The sequence below is a fragment of the Burkholderia sp. AU31624 genome, assembly GCF_020420065.1.
GTDB lineage: Bacteria > Pseudomonadota > Gammaproteobacteria > Burkholderiales > Burkholderiaceae > Burkholderia.
Window position 1 is genome coordinate 45,067 of sequence record NZ_JAIZRT010000016.1, and the last position, 14,328, is coordinate 59,394.

General features: G+C 69.8%; 14 protein-coding genes. 6 read left to right on the forward strand and 8 right to left on the reverse strand.

Annotated elements, in window-relative coordinates:
* The first annotated feature begins 7 nt into the window (after positions 1–7).
* Entirely contained in the window at positions 8–265 is a 258-nt protein-coding gene (locus tag LGM89_RS36460; protein WP_047851443.1) for a PAAR domain-containing protein, read from the forward strand.
* A 101-nt stretch (positions 266–366) separates the two neighbouring features.
* On the opposite strand, the gene LGM89_RS36465 is transcribed toward LGM89_RS36460, so the two are convergent.
* Together LGM89_RS36465 and LGM89_RS36470 are read right to left on the reverse strand one after the other, a co-directional pair.
* Positions 367–1,764 (reverse strand): enolase C-terminal domain-like protein, encoded by a 1,398-nt coding sequence (locus LGM89_RS36465; protein ID WP_226275749.1) that lies wholly within the window; start codon positions 1,762–1,764, stop codon positions 367–369.
* Positions 1,765–1,826: 62 nt separating this feature from the next.
* On the reverse strand, positions 1,827–3,167 hold the full coding sequence (locus LGM89_RS36470) for an MFS transporter (RefSeq protein ID WP_226275751.1): 1,341 nt from the start codon (positions 3,165–3,167) through the stop codon (positions 1,827–1,829).
* Positions 3,168–3,480: 313 nt separating this feature from the next.
* Here LGM89_RS36470 and LGM89_RS36475 point away from each other — a divergent pair, with 313 nt between their 5' ends.
* Both LGM89_RS36475 and LGM89_RS36480 read left to right on the forward strand, forming a co-directional pair.
* Positions 3,481–4,107: a DUF2239 family protein gene (locus LGM89_RS36475; RefSeq protein ID WP_226275753.1), complete on the forward strand. Its 627-nt coding sequence runs from the start codon at positions 3,481–3,483 to the stop codon at positions 4,105–4,107.
* Positions 4,108–4,124: 17 nt separating this feature from the next.
* Positions 4,125–5,456: a carotenoid oxygenase family protein gene (locus LGM89_RS36480; protein ID WP_226275755.1), complete on the forward strand. Its 1,332-nt coding sequence runs from the start codon at positions 4,125–4,127 to the stop codon at positions 5,454–5,456.
* 19 nt (positions 5,457–5,475) lie between these two features.
* Here LGM89_RS36480 and LGM89_RS36485 read toward each other — a convergent pair whose 3' ends face one another.
* Genes LGM89_RS36485 through LGM89_RS36500 form a run of 4 tightly spaced genes read right to left on the reverse strand, consistent with a single transcriptional unit; the run spans position 5,476 to position 9,738 of the window.
* The gene (locus LGM89_RS36485; protein WP_226275757.1) at positions 5,476–6,642 is read right to left on the reverse strand and encodes an ABC transporter permease; all 1,167 of its coding nucleotides are present in this window, start codon (positions 6,640–6,642) and stop codon (positions 5,476–5,478) included.
* 8 nt (positions 6,643–6,650) lie between these two features.
* Positions 6,651–7,805 carry an ABC transporter permease gene (locus LGM89_RS36490; protein WP_226275759.1) on the reverse strand — a complete coding sequence of 385 codons (1,155 nt, stop codon included), beginning with the start codon at positions 7,803–7,805 and terminating at the stop codon, positions 6,651–6,653.
* Positions 7,806–7,826: 21 nt separating this feature from the next.
* A complete protein-coding gene (locus tag LGM89_RS36495; RefSeq protein ID WP_089471978.1) occupies positions 7,827–8,525 on the reverse strand; it encodes an ABC transporter ATP-binding protein in 699 nt (232 codons plus the stop codon).
* 7 nt (positions 8,526–8,532) lie between these two features.
* Positions 8,533–9,738 carry an efflux RND transporter periplasmic adaptor subunit gene (locus tag LGM89_RS36500; RefSeq protein WP_226275761.1) on the reverse strand — a complete coding sequence of 402 codons (1,206 nt, stop codon included), beginning with the start codon at positions 9,736–9,738 and terminating at the stop codon, positions 8,533–8,535.
* Between the two features lie 359 nt (positions 9,739–10,097).
* On the opposite strand from LGM89_RS36500, the gene LGM89_RS36505 reads away from it, so the two are divergent.
* Positions 10,098–10,331, forward strand: a complete 234-nt coding sequence (locus LGM89_RS36505) for a hypothetical protein (protein ID WP_089424267.1) — start codon at positions 10,098–10,100, stop codon at positions 10,329–10,331.
* Between the two features lie 81 nt (positions 10,332–10,412).
* Here LGM89_RS36505 and LGM89_RS36510 read toward each other — a convergent pair whose 3' ends face one another.
* A complete protein-coding gene (locus tag LGM89_RS36510; protein WP_226275763.1) occupies positions 10,413–11,177 on the reverse strand; it encodes a Mut7-C ubiquitin/RNAse domain-containing protein in 765 nt (254 codons plus the stop codon).
* A gap of 9 nt (positions 11,178–11,186) precedes the next feature.
* Between LGM89_RS36510 and LGM89_RS36515 the strand changes: the two genes are divergently transcribed.
* Both LGM89_RS36515 and LGM89_RS36520 read left to right on the forward strand, forming a co-directional pair.
* Positions 11,187–12,143, forward strand: coding sequence for an NAD(P)-dependent oxidoreductase (locus LGM89_RS36515; RefSeq protein ID WP_226208068.1), 957 nt, complete (start codon positions 11,187–11,189; stop codon positions 12,141–12,143).
* A 76-nt stretch (positions 12,144–12,219) separates the two neighbouring features.
* Positions 12,220–12,861 carry a LysE family translocator gene (locus LGM89_RS36520; protein WP_089493919.1) on the forward strand — a complete coding sequence of 214 codons (642 nt, stop codon included), beginning with the start codon at positions 12,220–12,222 and terminating at the stop codon, positions 12,859–12,861.
* A gap of 87 nt (positions 12,862–12,948) precedes the next feature.
* Here the strand turns inward: LGM89_RS36520 and LGM89_RS36525 are convergent, their stop codons facing one another.
* A complete protein-coding gene (locus LGM89_RS36525; RefSeq protein WP_226275765.1) occupies positions 12,949–14,244 on the reverse strand; it encodes an MFS transporter in 1,296 nt (431 codons plus the stop codon).
* Positions 14,245–14,328 lie beyond the last annotated feature (84 nt).

Here is a 14,328-nt window from a genome sequence, read left to right on the forward strand (position 1 = left end):
AGCATTCATGCGCGGCATTATTCGGGTGGGGGACGTGCATAGCCATGGTGGCCGCGTAGAGACCGGTGCCCCGAACAGTGAAGTCATGGGGCGCGCGGTCGCCCGTCAGGGCGATCGCTGCACGTGCCCGCTGCATGGCGAGGTCGTGATCATCGACGGCGAGGCCGGTTTCGATGTGGAGGGCGCACCCGCGTCGTTCGATGGTCATAAAACCTCGTGCGGCGCGGTGCTCATTTCGTCAGTCGCCACCTCCGGTCTTTCCTGATCCGGGTGTGATGACGCATTCCAATTCCCTGGATCAGGCAGCCAGCAGGATGCGGGCGTTTCCGGTGTTTGGCAACAACCGGCCGCGACCCGCCTTCACCTTCACCCCCGCCCGAAACTAGGCCGCTTCGGATCGTACGTCCACCCCGGCACGAGATAGCGCATCGCGACCGCGTCGTCGCGCGCCGTGCCGCCGACTTGCCGATAAAGCGCATGCGCGGCCTCGACCTGCGCCATGTCGAGCTCGATCCCGAGCCCCGGCCGCTCCGGCACGGCCACCTGGCCGCCGACGATCTTCAGCGGCTCGCATGTAAGCCGTGCATCGCCTTCCTGCCAGATCCAGTGCGTGTCGATCGCGGTGATCGTGCCGGGCGCGGCCGCCGCCGCATGCGTGAACATCGCGAGCGACACGTCGAAGTGGTTGTTCGAATGCGAGCCCCACGTGAGCCCCCAGTCGCGGCACAGCTGCGCGAGCCGCACCGAGCCCTGCATCGTCCAGAAATGCGGGTCGGCGAGCGGGATGTCGACTGCCTGCAGCCGCACCGCATGATCCATCTGCCGCCAGTCGGTCGCGATCATGTTGGTCGCGGTCGGAATGCCCGTCGCGCGGCGGAATTCGGCCATCACCTCGCGGCCCGAATAGCCGCCTTCCGGCCCGCACGGATCTTCCGCATACGCGAGCAGGTGGCCTTGTCCGCGGCATAGCGCGACGGCCTCGTCGAGCGACCACGCGCCGTTCGGGTCGAGCGTCGCGCGGGCGTCGGGGAAGCGCGCCTTGATCGCGGCGATCGCTTCCATCTCGTCGGCGCCGGCCATCACGCCGCCCTTCAGCTTGAAATCGGCGAAGCCGTAGCGCTCGACCGCGGCCTCGGCCTGCCGCGCGATCGCGGCCGGCGTGAGCGCTTCCTCGTTGCGCAGCCGGAACCATGCATCCGACGCCTGCGCCTCGTCGCGATACGGCAGGTCGGTGCGGCCGCGATCACCGAGATAGAACAGGTACGCGAGCATCGGCACCGCATCGCGCTGCTGCCCTTCACCGAGCAGTGCGGCGACGGGCACGTCGAGATGCTGGCCGAGCAGGTCGAGCAGCGCGGCCTCGATCGCGGTGATCACGTTGTCGAGCCGCAGGTTGATCTCGTGCGGCTGGCGCAGCACCGCGGCTTCGCCGGCCGACGTCACCTCGTGCCGGATCGTGCGGCCCGCACCCGGGCCCGCGCCGGACAGCGCCGCGCGCACCGCGTTGAGCGTCGCCTGGTAGCGTCCGATCGACTGGCCGACCACGAGATCCGTCATGCGCTCGAGCGCGTGGCGGATGCCTTCGCCGCCCGGCACTTCGCCGACGCCCGTGTGTCCGCTGCTGTCGTCGAGGATCACGAGGTTGCGCGTGAAGTACGGCGCGTGCGCGCCGCACAGGTTGAGCAGCATGCTGTCGCGGCCGGCGACGGGAATCACCTGCATGCGCGTGACGCGCGGGGTGCCGGCACGGCGGGATTCGGACATCGGTTCGCTCCTGGTTCCGGTGGGGCACGGGCCGCCGGCTGCGCCGGCGCGGCCCGTGCCGTTCATTGAAGCTCGACGCGGCGGATCTCGCCGACGACGAACAGGTAGCAGATCACGGCGACGAGCGCGTGCGCGACGACGTAGACGAGCGCGCCGTTGAACGAGCCGCTGCGGTCGACGATGTAGCCGATCGCGATCGGCGTCGTGATGCTGGAGAGGTTGCCGCACGTGTTGAGCAGCGCGCCGCTCAAGCCCGCGATCTGGCGCGGCGCGGTATCGGCGTTGACGGCCCAGCCGAGCGCGCCGAGCCCCTTGCCGAAGAACGACAGCGCCATGAACAGCACGACGAGCACGTGCGAATCGGTGTAGTTGCAGACGATCATCGACATCGACAGCAGCATGCCTACCACGATCGGCACCTTGCGCGCGACCGACAGCGAGCGGCCCTGCTTGAGCAGCCCGTCGGACACGACGCCGCCGAGAATCCCGCCGAGGAACCCGCACACGGCCGGGATCGACGCGACGAGCCCCGCGTTGAGGATCGACATCCCGCGCGCCTGCACGAGGTAGACGGGAAACCAGGTGATGAAGAAATAGGTGAGCGCGTTGATGCAGTACTGCGCGACGTACACGCCGATCAGCATCCGGCTCTTCAGCAGCGCCTTCACGTGGCGCATCGACGGGCCGCCGTCGCGTCCGCCAGTCGCCTGGTCGATGTTGACGAGCGCGCCGCCTTCGGCGAGGTAGTCGAGTTCCGCGCGGTTGATGGTCGGGTGGTCCTTCGGGTCGAACATCGTGCGGTTCCACACCAGGACGAACGCGAAGCCGAGCACGCCCATCACCGCGAACACCGACTGCCAGCCGAATGCGTGCACGAGCCAGCCCATCAGCGGCGCGAACACGACGGTCGCCGCGTACTGCGCGGCATTGAAGATCGCCGACGCGGTGCCGCGTTCGGCGGCCGGGAACCACGCGGACACGATCCGGCTGTTGGCCGGGAACGACGGCGCCTCGGCGGCGCCGACGAGGAAGCGCAGCCCGAACAGCAGCGCGAACGCGGCCGCGCCGCCGAAGAAGCCGATTCCGCCCTGCAGCAGCGTGAACAGCGACCAGAAGAAGATGCTGAACGCATAGACGATGCGCGAGCCGTAGCGGTCGAGCAGCCAGCCGCCAGGCAGTTGCGCGACCACGTACGACCAGCCGAACGCGGAGAAGATGAAGCCCATCTGCACATGGCTCAGGTGCAGCGCGCGGGCGAGGCTCGGGCCGGCGATCGCGATCGCCGCGCGATCCGCGTAGTTGATCGTCGTGACCGCGAACAGGACGGCCAGCACCAGCCAGCGCACGCGCGTGCGACGGGCCGTTGCCGACGCGGACGCCGGCAGCGCGTGAAGCGGATTCATGACTGTCTCCTCCGAAGGGCGGAAGGTGCCGTCGTGCGGCAGGCGCGTCGGTGCGCGCCATTCGTGTGGGTGCTGCCGGCCGGAGGCCGGACGCCGCTGCCCGTGGGCAGGGCGTCCGGGCCATTCTGTCATGTCGAAATTTGCGCCTTCATGCCAATTGCTGACTTGATCGATTCAGCAATTGAATCGATCGAGGAGCTGGCCCAGGGCCGTGCCAGGGCTGCCGGAATATTTTTACCCGGGTGATATTGACATCTGGTTTATACCCGGATAAAAATAGCGCTATTCCGATTCCAGCCTGCGAGTGACCACGATGAGCACCACCACACTGCTTCCTTCCTACACGGCGTTCGACGGCCACCGGCGGCTCGCGTCGGGCCCGCTCGTGACCGTCGCGCTCGCGGTCCGCCAGGCTGCCGGCGACGCGATGTCCACCACGATCCTGATCTTCGACGATGCGACGGGGCGCTCGATCGACCTCGACTTGCGCGGCACGGCGGACGAGATCCGCGCGCGCTATGCGCCGCCGTCGGGCGATGCATCGGCCGGCTCCGGCGAGCCGGCCGGCGCGGGAGAACAGCGCGGCCGCGGCCGGCCGAAGCTCGGCGTCGTGTCGCGCGAGGTCACGCTGCTGCCGCGTCACTGGGAATGGCTGGCCACGCAGCCCGGCGGCGCGTCGGTCGCGTTGCGCAAGCTTGTCGAGGACGCACGGCGCACGCACGCGGAAGCCGACCGGCGACGCGACGCGCAGGCGCGCGCCTACCACTTCATGTCGGCGATGGCAGGCGACCTGCCCGGTTTCGAGGAGGCCGCGCGCGCGCTGTATGCGAACGACCTGGCACGGCTCACCGAGCTGATCGCCGGCTGGCCGGACGACGTGCGCAACCATGCGCTCGCGCTGGCACGCGGCGAACTGCCGCCGTCCACCGAAGACTGCTGACAGGAGCATCGGACGCCATGACCGCATTCGATCTGAATCGCGGCGCGATCGCGCCGGTTGCCGACGAGGTCGATCTCGTCGACCTGCGCGTGACGGGCGCGATCCCGCACGAACTCGCCGGCACGTTGCTGCGCAACGGCCCGAATCCGCCGGGCGGCCGTTTCGAAGGAAACGACGTGCTGTCGTGGTGGCCGGAAGCCGCGATGCTGCACGCGATCGCGTTCGAAGGCGGCCGCGCGACCGGCTACCGGAACCGCTGGGCGCGCACGCAGCGCTGGGCCGCCGTGCATGCGCCTGAAGAAGCATCGCAACTGCCCGACACCAACCCGAACGTGAACGTGCTGCAGCATGCCGGCGAATTGCTCGCGCTGTCAGAGGGCGGCGCGCCGTTCGCTATCACGGCCACGCTCGATTCGCTCGGCGTGCCGGCGCGGCACGCGGGCCTCGGCGGCGGGATGACCGCGCATCCGAAGGTCGATCCGGTGACCGGCGAGCTGATCGCGTTCCGCGCGGACTGGCGCGCACCGTGGCTGCGCTACGGCGTCGCCGACGCGCAGGGCGTGCAGCGCGTCGATCTCGAGATCGCGCTGCACGCGCCTTCGATGATGCACGACCTCGCGATCACCGAAACCCGCAGCCTGCTGCTCGACCTGAACGTCGGCTACGACTTCTCGCTGCTGAAGCAGGGCCACCGGATGCCGCTGCGCTGGCACGACGACCGGCCTGCGCGCATCGGCGTGCTCCCGCGCCACGGCGGCGCGGTGCGCTGGTTCGACGTCGAGCCGTGCTTCATCTTGCACGTCGTGAACGCATACGACTGCGACGCGTCGTGCATCGTGCTCGATGCGGTGCGCTATCCGTCGTACCTGCGGCTCGACGCGGGCACGGGCCGCTTCGCCGACAACCCGGTCGGCGAGCTGTGGCGCTACGTGATCGATACGGCGAACGGGCTGATCGACGAAGGGCCGCTCGCCGACGGCGGCATCGAGATGCCGCGCATCAACGAAAGCCGGACGGGGCGCCGCTACCGCTACCTGTATGCGGTGGAGCAGCCGAACCCGGTGGAAATGCGCGGCGTGATGCGCTTCGACCACGCGAGCGGCACGACGACACACTACGCGGTGCCGCCCGGCGACCAGAACAGCGAGCCGGTGTTCGTGCCGCGCCCGGGCGGCGCGAACGAGGACGACGGCTGGCTGCTGGTGATGGTCTACCGCGCGGCGACCGATACGAGCGACGTCGTGATCCTGGATGCGCGCGCGATCGATGCGGGGCCGGTTGCCGCCGTGCACCTGCCGCGCCGCGTGCCGGCCGGGTTCCACGGTGCGTGGGTACCGCGCGAACGTTGAACGTGAGCGCCGGCGCGCGTCACTGCGCGCGCAGCGCGTCGACGATCTTCAGCCGCGCGGCGCGCATCGCCGGCAGGAACCCGCCGACGAGCCCCATCACGAGCGAGAACAGCAGCGTCTTCACGACGATCGCGGGCGTCAGCACGAAGCGGAACGACAGGTCGGCGAAGGTTTGAAAGTTGGTCGTCGAGAACGACGCGAACTGCATCAGCGACGCGCACGCGAGCCCCGCCACACCGCCGACGATGCCGAGCAGCAGCGCTTCCAGCAGGAACGCGGCGAGCACGTTGGTGCGCTTGAAGCCGAGCGCGCGCAGCGTGCCGATCTCGGCGACGCGGTTCGCGACCGACGCATACATCGTGATCATCGCGCCGATCATCGCGGCGATCGAGAAGATCGTCGACAGCGTGATGCCGAGGATGTTGATGAACGTCGACAGCGCCTTCGACTGGTCGCCGTAGAAGGTCTGTTCGCGTTTCGCCTCGTCGGTGAGGCGCGGGTCGACGTCGATGTCGGCCTTGAAGCGGGCGAAGCCGTCGGCACTCGGGATGCGCAGCACCATCGACGAATAGCTGGTACGGCGGAACGACTGCATCAGCTGGTCGACGTCGCCCCAGATCTCCGAATCGAAGCCGCTGCCGCCCGCGTCGAAGATGCCGACGATGGTCCAGTCGCGCTGCGCGAAATGCAGGCTGTCGCCGAGCTGCGTGCCGCTGAAGCCCTTCGCGATCGCGCTGCCGACGATGATGTCCGACGAGCCGGGCGCGAACATGCGACCGGCGGTGAGCTTCACGTGCGGACGCAGCGCGAGGCCCGTCGGCGACACGCCGCGGATCACGACGTTCGACGGCTTGCCGGTCGAGATCTTCACCAGCGAGATCAGCACGACCGCTTCCTTCGACACGAGCGGCCGGCCGTCGGGGCCGAGCGCGACGGCCGGATGCATTTCGAGCGCATTGGCCTGCTGGTGGTCGATCGAGCTCTGGATCTCGGTTTCGGCGCCCTTGCGGATCACCACCGCGTTGTCGGGTTCGCCGGTCGACACGAGCGTCTTCGTGAGCCCCGCGTCGAGCATCTGCACGGTCGCAAACACGAAGATCACGAGCGCCATCCCGCCGGCGGTCAGCGCGGTGGTGAGCCGCCGGGTCCACAGGTTGCGCGCGATGTAGTTGAGCGGGATCGCCATGTGCCAACCTAACCGATTGCCCGGAGGCCTTCGACGACGCGCACGCGCGCCGCCTGCCACGCCGGCACGATCGCCGCCGCGAAGCCGACCGCGACCGAGCACGCGGCCTGCAGCACGACCGTCTCGGTCGACACCTTGAACACCGGGAAGATGCCGCCGGCCGCCTGCTTGAAGAGGCTCGCGGCGGGCGGCGTCGCGAGGATCCCGAGCCCGCCGCCGGCCACCGCGATCACGACCGATTCGCCGAACACGATCAGCGCGAGGAAGCCGGGGCCGAAGCCGAGCGCCTTCAGCGTCGCGTATTCGGCTGTGCGCTCGCGCGCGCTCATCGCCATCGCGTTGGCCATCACGGCCATGATGATCAGGATCACCACGTACGACACGAGGCGGATCGCCGCGATGATCTGGTTCGACATCGCGACGAAGCCGAGCTGGAACGCCTGCTCGGTTTCGGTCAGCGTCTCGGCGAGCGAGTTCTTGAACACCGCGTCGACGTGGCGCGCGATCGCGGCGCCGTCGTCGGGGTTCGCGACGCCGAGCACGAACACGCCGACCTGGTCGGCCTGCTTCGGCGTGCGCTGGCGCACCGTTTCGTTCAGGTATTCCCAGTGGAACACCAGTTGCCGCGTGATCGTCGAGTCGTCACGGCCGTCCAGGATGCCGCGCACGACGAAATCCCACGTGCCCGGGTAGATTGTGCCCTTCAGCGGGATCACGTCGCCGATCTTGAAGCCGAATTGCGTCGCGAGCTGGCGACCGACGAGGCAGCCGCGGCGGTCGCGATCGTAGTCGGCGCGCTGCTGCGCCGGGATGATGAATTCCGGGTACAGGTCGAGATAGTTGTCCGATACCGCGAAGCTCGCGAAGAAGTTCTTCGGGTCGCGGTAGATGCCGCCGAACCAGTTCGAGCGGACCACGGCCGTCACGCCTTCGACGCCGCGGATCCGGTTCTCGTCGCTCACGGGCAGCGGAAACACGAGCGAGATCGCGTTGCGCGTGACGAGCCGCCCGCTGGAGGCGGCGGCCGCGCCCGCGTACCACGCGTCGACCACGGTGTGCAGCAGCCCGAACGCGAGCACGGCGATGGTGAGCCCGAGCACGGTCAGCAGCGTGCGCAGCCGGTGCCGCATCGCATTGCGCGCGATCAGCTTCAGCACGTACATTGCGCGCGCTCCCGGAGCCGGTCAGCCGGCGTGCCCATCGATCAGCTCCCCTTTTTCCAGATGCACGAGCGAGCGCGCGGCGCCGGCCGCGTGCGCGTCGTGGGTCACCATGATGATCGTCTTGCCGAGCTCGGCGTTCATCCGCTGCAGCATCGCGAGCACGTCGGTGGCCGACGTGCGGTCGAGGTCGCCGGTCGGCTCGTCGGCGACGATCAGCACCGGATCGGTGATCAGCGCGCGCGCGATCGCGACACGCTGCTGCTGGCCGCCCGACAGCTCGGACGGGTAATGGCTCGTCCGGTCGCCGAGGTTCACCATGTCGAGCACGAGTTCGACGCGCTCGCGCCGCTCGCGGCGCGACAGGTGGGTGAGCATCAGCGGCAGCTCGACGTTCTCGAACGCGGTGAGCACCGGCATCAGGTTGTAGAACTGGAAGATGAAGCCGACGTTCGCCGCGCGCCATTCGGCCAGTTGCGCCTCCGCGAGCAGCGAGATGTCGAGCCCGCCCACGCGCAGCTCGCCGCTGTCGGGCCGGTCGATGCCGGCCACCAGGTTCAGCAGCGTGCTCTTGCCGGAGCCGGACGGCCCCATCAGCGCGACGAAGTCGCCTTCGCGGATATCGAGCGTGATGTCGGTCAGCACGGGCACGATCTGGTTGCCGCGCCGGTACGACTTCGCGACGTGGCTGATCTCGACGAGGGGCGGCGGAGCGTCGTTCACGCGTGCGCTACTTCTTCGCGACGGTCACTTTCGCGCCGTCCTTCAGCTTCGCACCCGGCGCGAGCACGACCGTGTCGCCGGGCTTCACGCCGGTGAGCGCGACGAGTTCGCCGATCCGCATGCCCCGCGTCACGGGCACGGCGCGCACCACATCGTCCTTCACGACGAACACGACCGGCCGCCCGTCGCGCTCGACAACCGCGCTGGCCTGCACGGCCGTCACGGGCCGCCGGTCCTGCGCCGACACGGGCTTCGACAGGAACGCGATCTTCGCGCTCATGTCGGGCAGCACGCGGTCGTCGCGATCGACGAAGCGCACCTTCACGAGCACGGTGGCCTTCGAGCGGTCGACGGTCGGCACGATGCGCGACACGCGGCCCGCGAAGCGCATGTCGGGCAGCGCGTCGAGCTGGATCTCGCACGGTTGCTCGGCGCGGATCTTCGCGATGTTCGATTCGGCGACGTCGGCCTCGACCTCGAGCGTGTCCATGTCGGCGATCGTCACGACCGCGCCCTTGCTGTCCGATGCGGACGAGAACGGCGTGATGTTGTCGCCGACGTTCGCGTGCTTCGCGAGCACGATGCCGTCGAACGGCGCGCGGATCACCGTCTGGTCGACTGCCACCTGCGCGGCCTGTGCGTTGGCCTCGGCCGATGCGATCGCGGCTTGGTCGCTGTCGAGCGTCGCGCGCGCCTTGTTCACGCGGGCCGTGTCGGTGTCGAGCTGCGCGGCCGGCACGGCGCCGCGCGGCGCGAGCGCCGACGTGCGGTGCAACGCGATCTCCGCATCCTTCAGTTCCGCCTGCGCGACGCCGAGGTTCGCGCGGGACACCTGCACCTGCGCGCGCGCCTGCGCGAGCGATGCCCGCACGTCGTTGCTTTCGAGCCGCGCGATGATCTCGTCCTGCTTCACACGCGTGCCTTCGAGCACGCCGAGCCATTCGACGCGCCCCTGGCCCTTCGACGCGACCGCGGCCTTGCGCTGCGGCACGACGTAGCCGGTCGCATTGAGCTGCGTGTCGTTCTGGTACGGGTAGGCGGACGTGACGGCGGTGGTTTCGACGGCCGGCCGGCCGGTGAGCGCGAGGCCGGCGGCAAGCGCGCCGATGACGAGCGCGGCGGCCACCGCATAGTGGAGCCATCGGCGACGGCGGGGCGCCGGTGCGGGCGGACGCCGGTCGATCTTCAGTTTGTCCAGGTTGTGATCGGGCAATTTGAGCGCCTCGAGACGGCGGCGGTCTGGCGACCGGCCGCGATCCGGTTTCCGGGGAAAGGGACGGATGGACGCCAGTATAAGCGTCGCCCCGACGGTGCGCGAGCCGGTTTGCAGCGCCGCCGCGGCGGCGGCCGGATGGGGCGCCGACCGGGGGTACGCGTGCTCCTCCGGGGAAACCCGAGGGGCGCAAGCAACGTGTCAACTTGCCGCTAACACGGTGCGTTATGGAACCAGTGCGTCAGGTTTTGTCGCGACGGCACGGCGCAAGCCGGCCTCGCGGCCTGGGGCTCCGATGCGAATGCCTCGCATCTTTACTGACCGGTACGTTTGATTTTTTCTCCGCTAAAGGAAGAACAATGAAGAAGACGCTCGCTTCGATCATCGCCGCAGCATTCGCACTCGCATCGGTTTCGGCATTCGCACAGGCGTCCGCGCCGGCAGCCGACACGTCGGCAGCCGCTCCGGCACCGGCCAAGAAGGATCACAGCAAGCCGAAGCACCAGCTGAAGCGCCACGGTTCGGCCAAGGGCAAGGCGAAGGCCGAAGCCGCATCGGCCGCCGGCACGAACGACGCAGGCGCGCAGAACTAAGAAGCGCGTTGCGCTGCGGCCGGCACCGCCGGCCGCCAGTCGCGAGACCCCGCATGTTCACGCATGCGGGGTTTTGTTTTTTCAGGCCTCGTGTTCATCGGCGGGCGGCGGTGGCGGCGCGCGCATCGCGTCGACCACCGTGCGCATGCGCCGCCAGTGCGAGCCTTCCCAGAACACGCGCCGGCACACGTCGCACGCGGCGAAGCGCCGGTGCCGCTGCCGGACGCCGGCCGGCACGCGCGGCGCGGCAGCGGCCGCGTCGAGCGGATGCAGCGGCGCATTGCAGCGCAGGCACAGCCGGAATGGCCGCATGTGCGGCGCGAGATCGAGCCGCTCGAACAGTTCGCGCAACTGGTCGGCCGGCTGCAGCGCGTGCAGGTAGCAGCCGCGCTCGACCGCGCGCCGCTTGAGCAGCTCGCGGTCGCGGGTCAGTACGATCCGGCCCTCTCGCGCGGCGAGCGCCGCCAGCGCGTCGTCGCGGTAGTGGTTGTCATAGCAGGTGTCGAAGCCCGCGAGGCGCAGCAGTTGCGCGAGGCCGCCGAGATGCGCGTCGGCGACGAAGCGCCATTGCGCTGGTGGCGGCGCGGCGGCCCCGTTCACGGCAGCCGTCCGTGCACGCTCCGGAAAGGCTTCGACCCGGTCGCCGTCGTCGAGCGGCCGGTCGAGCGCGGCCGGCGCATCGTTCACGCACAGCCGGCCGATTTCGGTGTGCGGGACGCCGAGCGCTTCGATCGCGTGCTTTACCGTCGCGTCGCGCGCACACGCATGCCCGAACGCGCGGTCGCGCTGGGCGCGCGGGAGAAAGGCGTTCAGTTCGTCGTGGAAGCGGAAGGTCGCAGTCGCCATGCGGGCAGTATGGCACCGCGCTCGGCCGGCCGTGTGCCCTGCAGCCGCCACGCATCTGTGTTTAACTCCCCGCTTCACGGAGCGAAGGAGCGGGAAATGGATCTCGGATTTATCGGGCTGGGTGAAATGGGGCAGGCAATTGCGACGAACCTGCTGAAGGCCGGGCATACGGTGCGGGTCTGGAACCGGTCGCGCGAGCGCGCCGAGCCGCTCGCGGCCGTCGGCGCGCAGATCGTCGACACGCCGGCCGACGCGTTTCGCGGCGACGCGGTGTTCTCGATGCTGGCCGACGACGCCGCGGCGCGCGCGATCTTCGACGACGCGCTGCTCGCCCAGGCGCCGCGCGGCCTGATCCACGTGAACATGGCGACGGTGTCGGTCGCGCTGGCCGAATCGCTCGCGCACGCGCATGCGTCGCGCGGCATCCATTACGTCGCCGCGCCGGTGATGGGGCGGCCCGACGTCGCGGCCGCCGCGCGCCTGACGATCATGGCGGGCGGCCCGGCCGAGGCGATCGACCGCGTGCAGCCGCTGTTCGACGCAATCGGCCAGAAGACCTGGCGGTTCGGGTCGCTGCCGCAGCATGCGAACGTTGCGAAGATCGCCGCGAACTTCACGCTCGCGTCGGCGATCGAGACGCTCGGCGAAGCCTCTGCCTTGCTCGGCGCGCACGGCGTCGCAATGCGCGACTTCCTCGACGTGATCACCGGCAGCGTGTTTCCGGGCCCCGTCTACGAAGGCTACGGCTCGATGATCGCCGAGCGGCGCTACGAGCCCGCGCGCTTCAAGGCGCGCCTCGGGCTGAAGGACGTTCGCCTCGCGCTGGAAGCGGGCGACGCCGTGTCGGTGCCGCTGCCGGTCGCGAGCGTCGTGCGCGACAACCTGCTCGACGCGCTCGCGCACGGCGGCGGCGAGCAGGATTTCGCGGTGCTCGGCGAAGTCGCGCTGCGCCGCGCGGGCCGCTGAGCCGTCGCGCGACAGAAGTCCGGCGCACCGGCATAATCGACGTTTCGTTTTCCCTTACATCGATGCAGAGGCGGGCATGAACTTGCATACGTGGTGGCTTTTCGTGGCGACGGTGTTCGTCGTGTCGGCGATTCCGGGCCCGAACATGCTGCTGGTGATGACGCATGGCGCGCGGCACGGGCTGCGGCGTTCGACGTGGACGATGGCCGGCTGCCTCAGCGCGCTGGTGCTGATGCTGTCGGTGTCGGCGGCGGGCCTCGGCGCGGTGCTCGAAGCGTGGCCGGCGATGTTCAACACGTTGCGCTTCGCGGGCGCGGCCTACCTGATCTACCTCGGCGTGAAGGCGTGGCGCGCACGCGTCGACGACGAGCAGCCGGCCGCCGACGTCGACACCGTGCCGCGCCAGGCCGCGCCGGCATCGCGCGGGACGCTGTTCCGCAACGGCTTTCTGGTCGCGGGCAGCAACCCGAAGGCGATCCTGTTCGCGGCTGCGCTGCTGCCGCAGTTCATCAACGCGGCCGAGCCGACGCTGCCGCAGTTCGGCATTCTCGTCGTCACGTTCGCGGTGATCGAGGTGAGCTGGTATCTCGTCTACGCGTCGTTCGGCACGCGCATCGGCGCGACGCTGAAGAGCCAGAGCGTGGCGAAGATCTTCAACCGGCTGACGGGCGGGCTGTTCGTCGGCTTCGGCGCAATGATGGCGCTGGTTCGTCACTGATTTCGCACTGACACCGGTGCGCCGAACGCCCCGTCCCTCGCAAGAGGGTGGGGCGTTCGGCTTTTCGGGCCTCCGTCACGCGCTTGCTTAAGCACGCGGGCGCGTCCATGCGGCCGCGCCGGCCCCGCGTCCGGCCGTGAGCCCGAAGACGGCGGCCGCGCCGGCGAACGCAAACCCCACGCCGCACACCGCGCTCCACCCGCCCCAGGCCCACGCGGTGCCAGCGAGCACCGCGCCGAGCGCGCCGCCGATGAAGAACAGCCCGACGAACAGACCGTTCAGGCGGCCGCGCGCGGCCGGGTTCAGCAGGTTGATCTCGCGGCGGCCGATCGTCTGGTCGACGATGACACCCGCATCGAGCAGCGCCGCGCCGCCGACCAGCAGTGCGAGCGCGAGGCCGCGATGCAGGTGTGCGTCGAAGCCGAACCAGCCGGCACCCGCGATCCCGAGCACGACGAGCGCCACGAGCATCGTGCCGTGCGCGATCCGTTGCGCGGCCGGGCCATGGCCGTGGTCGCCGGCACGGCCCGCGAGCGGCGTGACGATCGCGCCGCTCGCGCCGGCGAACGCGAACAGCGCAATGCCGTGCAGGTCGAGGCCGAACGGCGGCTGCGCGAGCCGCAGCCCGACCGCGGTCCAGAATGCGCTGAACGCGGCCATCGCGAGCGCGGCCGACAGCGCATGCCGGCGCAGTACCGGCTCGTCGGCCAGCAGGCGCCCCATCGACGCAAGCAGCGCGCGGTAGCCGGCCGAGATCGACGGCGTGCGCGACGGCAGGCGCAGCGCGAGCACCACGGCGATCGCGGCATTCGCGAGCGCGGCCAGCACATAGAACCCGCGCCAGCCGGCCGAGCCCGCAATCAGGCTCGCGAGCGGCCGCGACAGCAGGATGCCGAGCATCAGCCCGCTCATCACGTTGCCGACCGCGCGGCCGCGCTGCGCCTCGGGCGCCATCGACGCGGCCATCGGCACGAGCATCTGGATCACGCTCGACGCGGCGCCGGCCACGAGCGTCGCCAGCAGGAATACGGTGCCCGACCGCGTGAACGCCGGCAGCGCGAGCGCGGCCGCGCACGCGGCCAGCGTCGTGACGATCAGGCGGCGGTTCTCGAGCAGGTCGACGAGCGGGACGAGCAGCACGAGCCCGGCCGCGTAGCCGAGCTGCGGCAGCATCGCGACGAGGCCGGACAAGCCGGGTGGCAGGTGCAGGTCGGCGCTGATCGGGCCCGTCAGCGGCTGCGCGGCGAACAGGTCCATCACGATCACGCCGACCGTCGCGGCGAAGAACAGCGTCATGCCGGCGCTCAGCGCGGGCGGCGTGCCGGCCGGCGCGCTGACGGGCGGGCGCGCGGCGGCGTGGCAAGGATTGGCAGGGCAGTTCATCGGAAGCCTGGCGAATGGGTCGAAGGAGTCCCCATCGTAGGTGTCCGATGTTTATGCGACAATTGAAATATCTCGAATATGATT

Bases quoted from the DNA above. Each gene is read 5' to 3' on its own strand.
- LGM89_RS36460 (WP_047851443.1), top strand. From the start codon at position 8: ATGCGCGGCATTATTCGGGTGGGGGACGTGCATAGCCATGGTGGCCGC.
- LGM89_RS36465 (WP_226275749.1), bottom strand. From the start codon at position 1,764: ATGTCCGAATCCCGCCGTGCCGGCACCCCGCGCGTCACGCGCATGCAG.
- LGM89_RS36470 (WP_226275751.1), bottom strand. From the start codon at position 3,167: ATGAATCCGCTTCACGCGCTGCCGGCGTCCGCGTCGGCAACGGCCCGT.
- LGM89_RS36475 (WP_226275753.1), top strand. From the start codon at position 3,481: ATGAGCACCACCACACTGCTTCCTTCCTACACGGCGTTCGACGGCCAC.
- LGM89_RS36480 (WP_226275755.1), top strand. From the start codon at position 4,125: ATGACCGCATTCGATCTGAATCGCGGCGCGATCGCGCCGGTTGCCGAC.
- LGM89_RS36485 (WP_226275757.1), bottom strand. From the start codon at position 6,642: ATGGCGATCCCGCTCAACTACATCGCGCGCAACCTGTGGACCCGGCGG.
- LGM89_RS36490 (WP_226275759.1), bottom strand. From the start codon at position 7,805: ATGTACGTGCTGAAGCTGATCGCGCGCAATGCGATGCGGCACCGGCTG.
- LGM89_RS36505 (WP_089424267.1), top strand. From the start codon at position 10,098: ATGAAGAAGACGCTCGCTTCGATCATCGCCGCAGCATTCGCACTCGCA.
- LGM89_RS36510 (WP_226275763.1), bottom strand. From the start codon at position 11,177: ATGGCGACTGCGACCTTCCGCTTCCACGACGAACTGAACGCCTTTCTC.
- LGM89_RS36515 (WP_226208068.1), top strand. From the start codon at position 11,187: ATGGCACCGCGCTCGGCCGGCCGTGTGCCCTGCAGCCGCCACGCATCT.
- LGM89_RS36520 (WP_089493919.1), top strand. From the start codon at position 12,220: ATGAACTTGCATACGTGGTGGCTTTTCGTGGCGACGGTGTTCGTCGTG.
- LGM89_RS36525 (WP_226275765.1), bottom strand. From the start codon at position 14,244: ATGAACTGCCCTGCCAATCCTTGCCACGCCGCCGCGCGCCCGCCCGTC.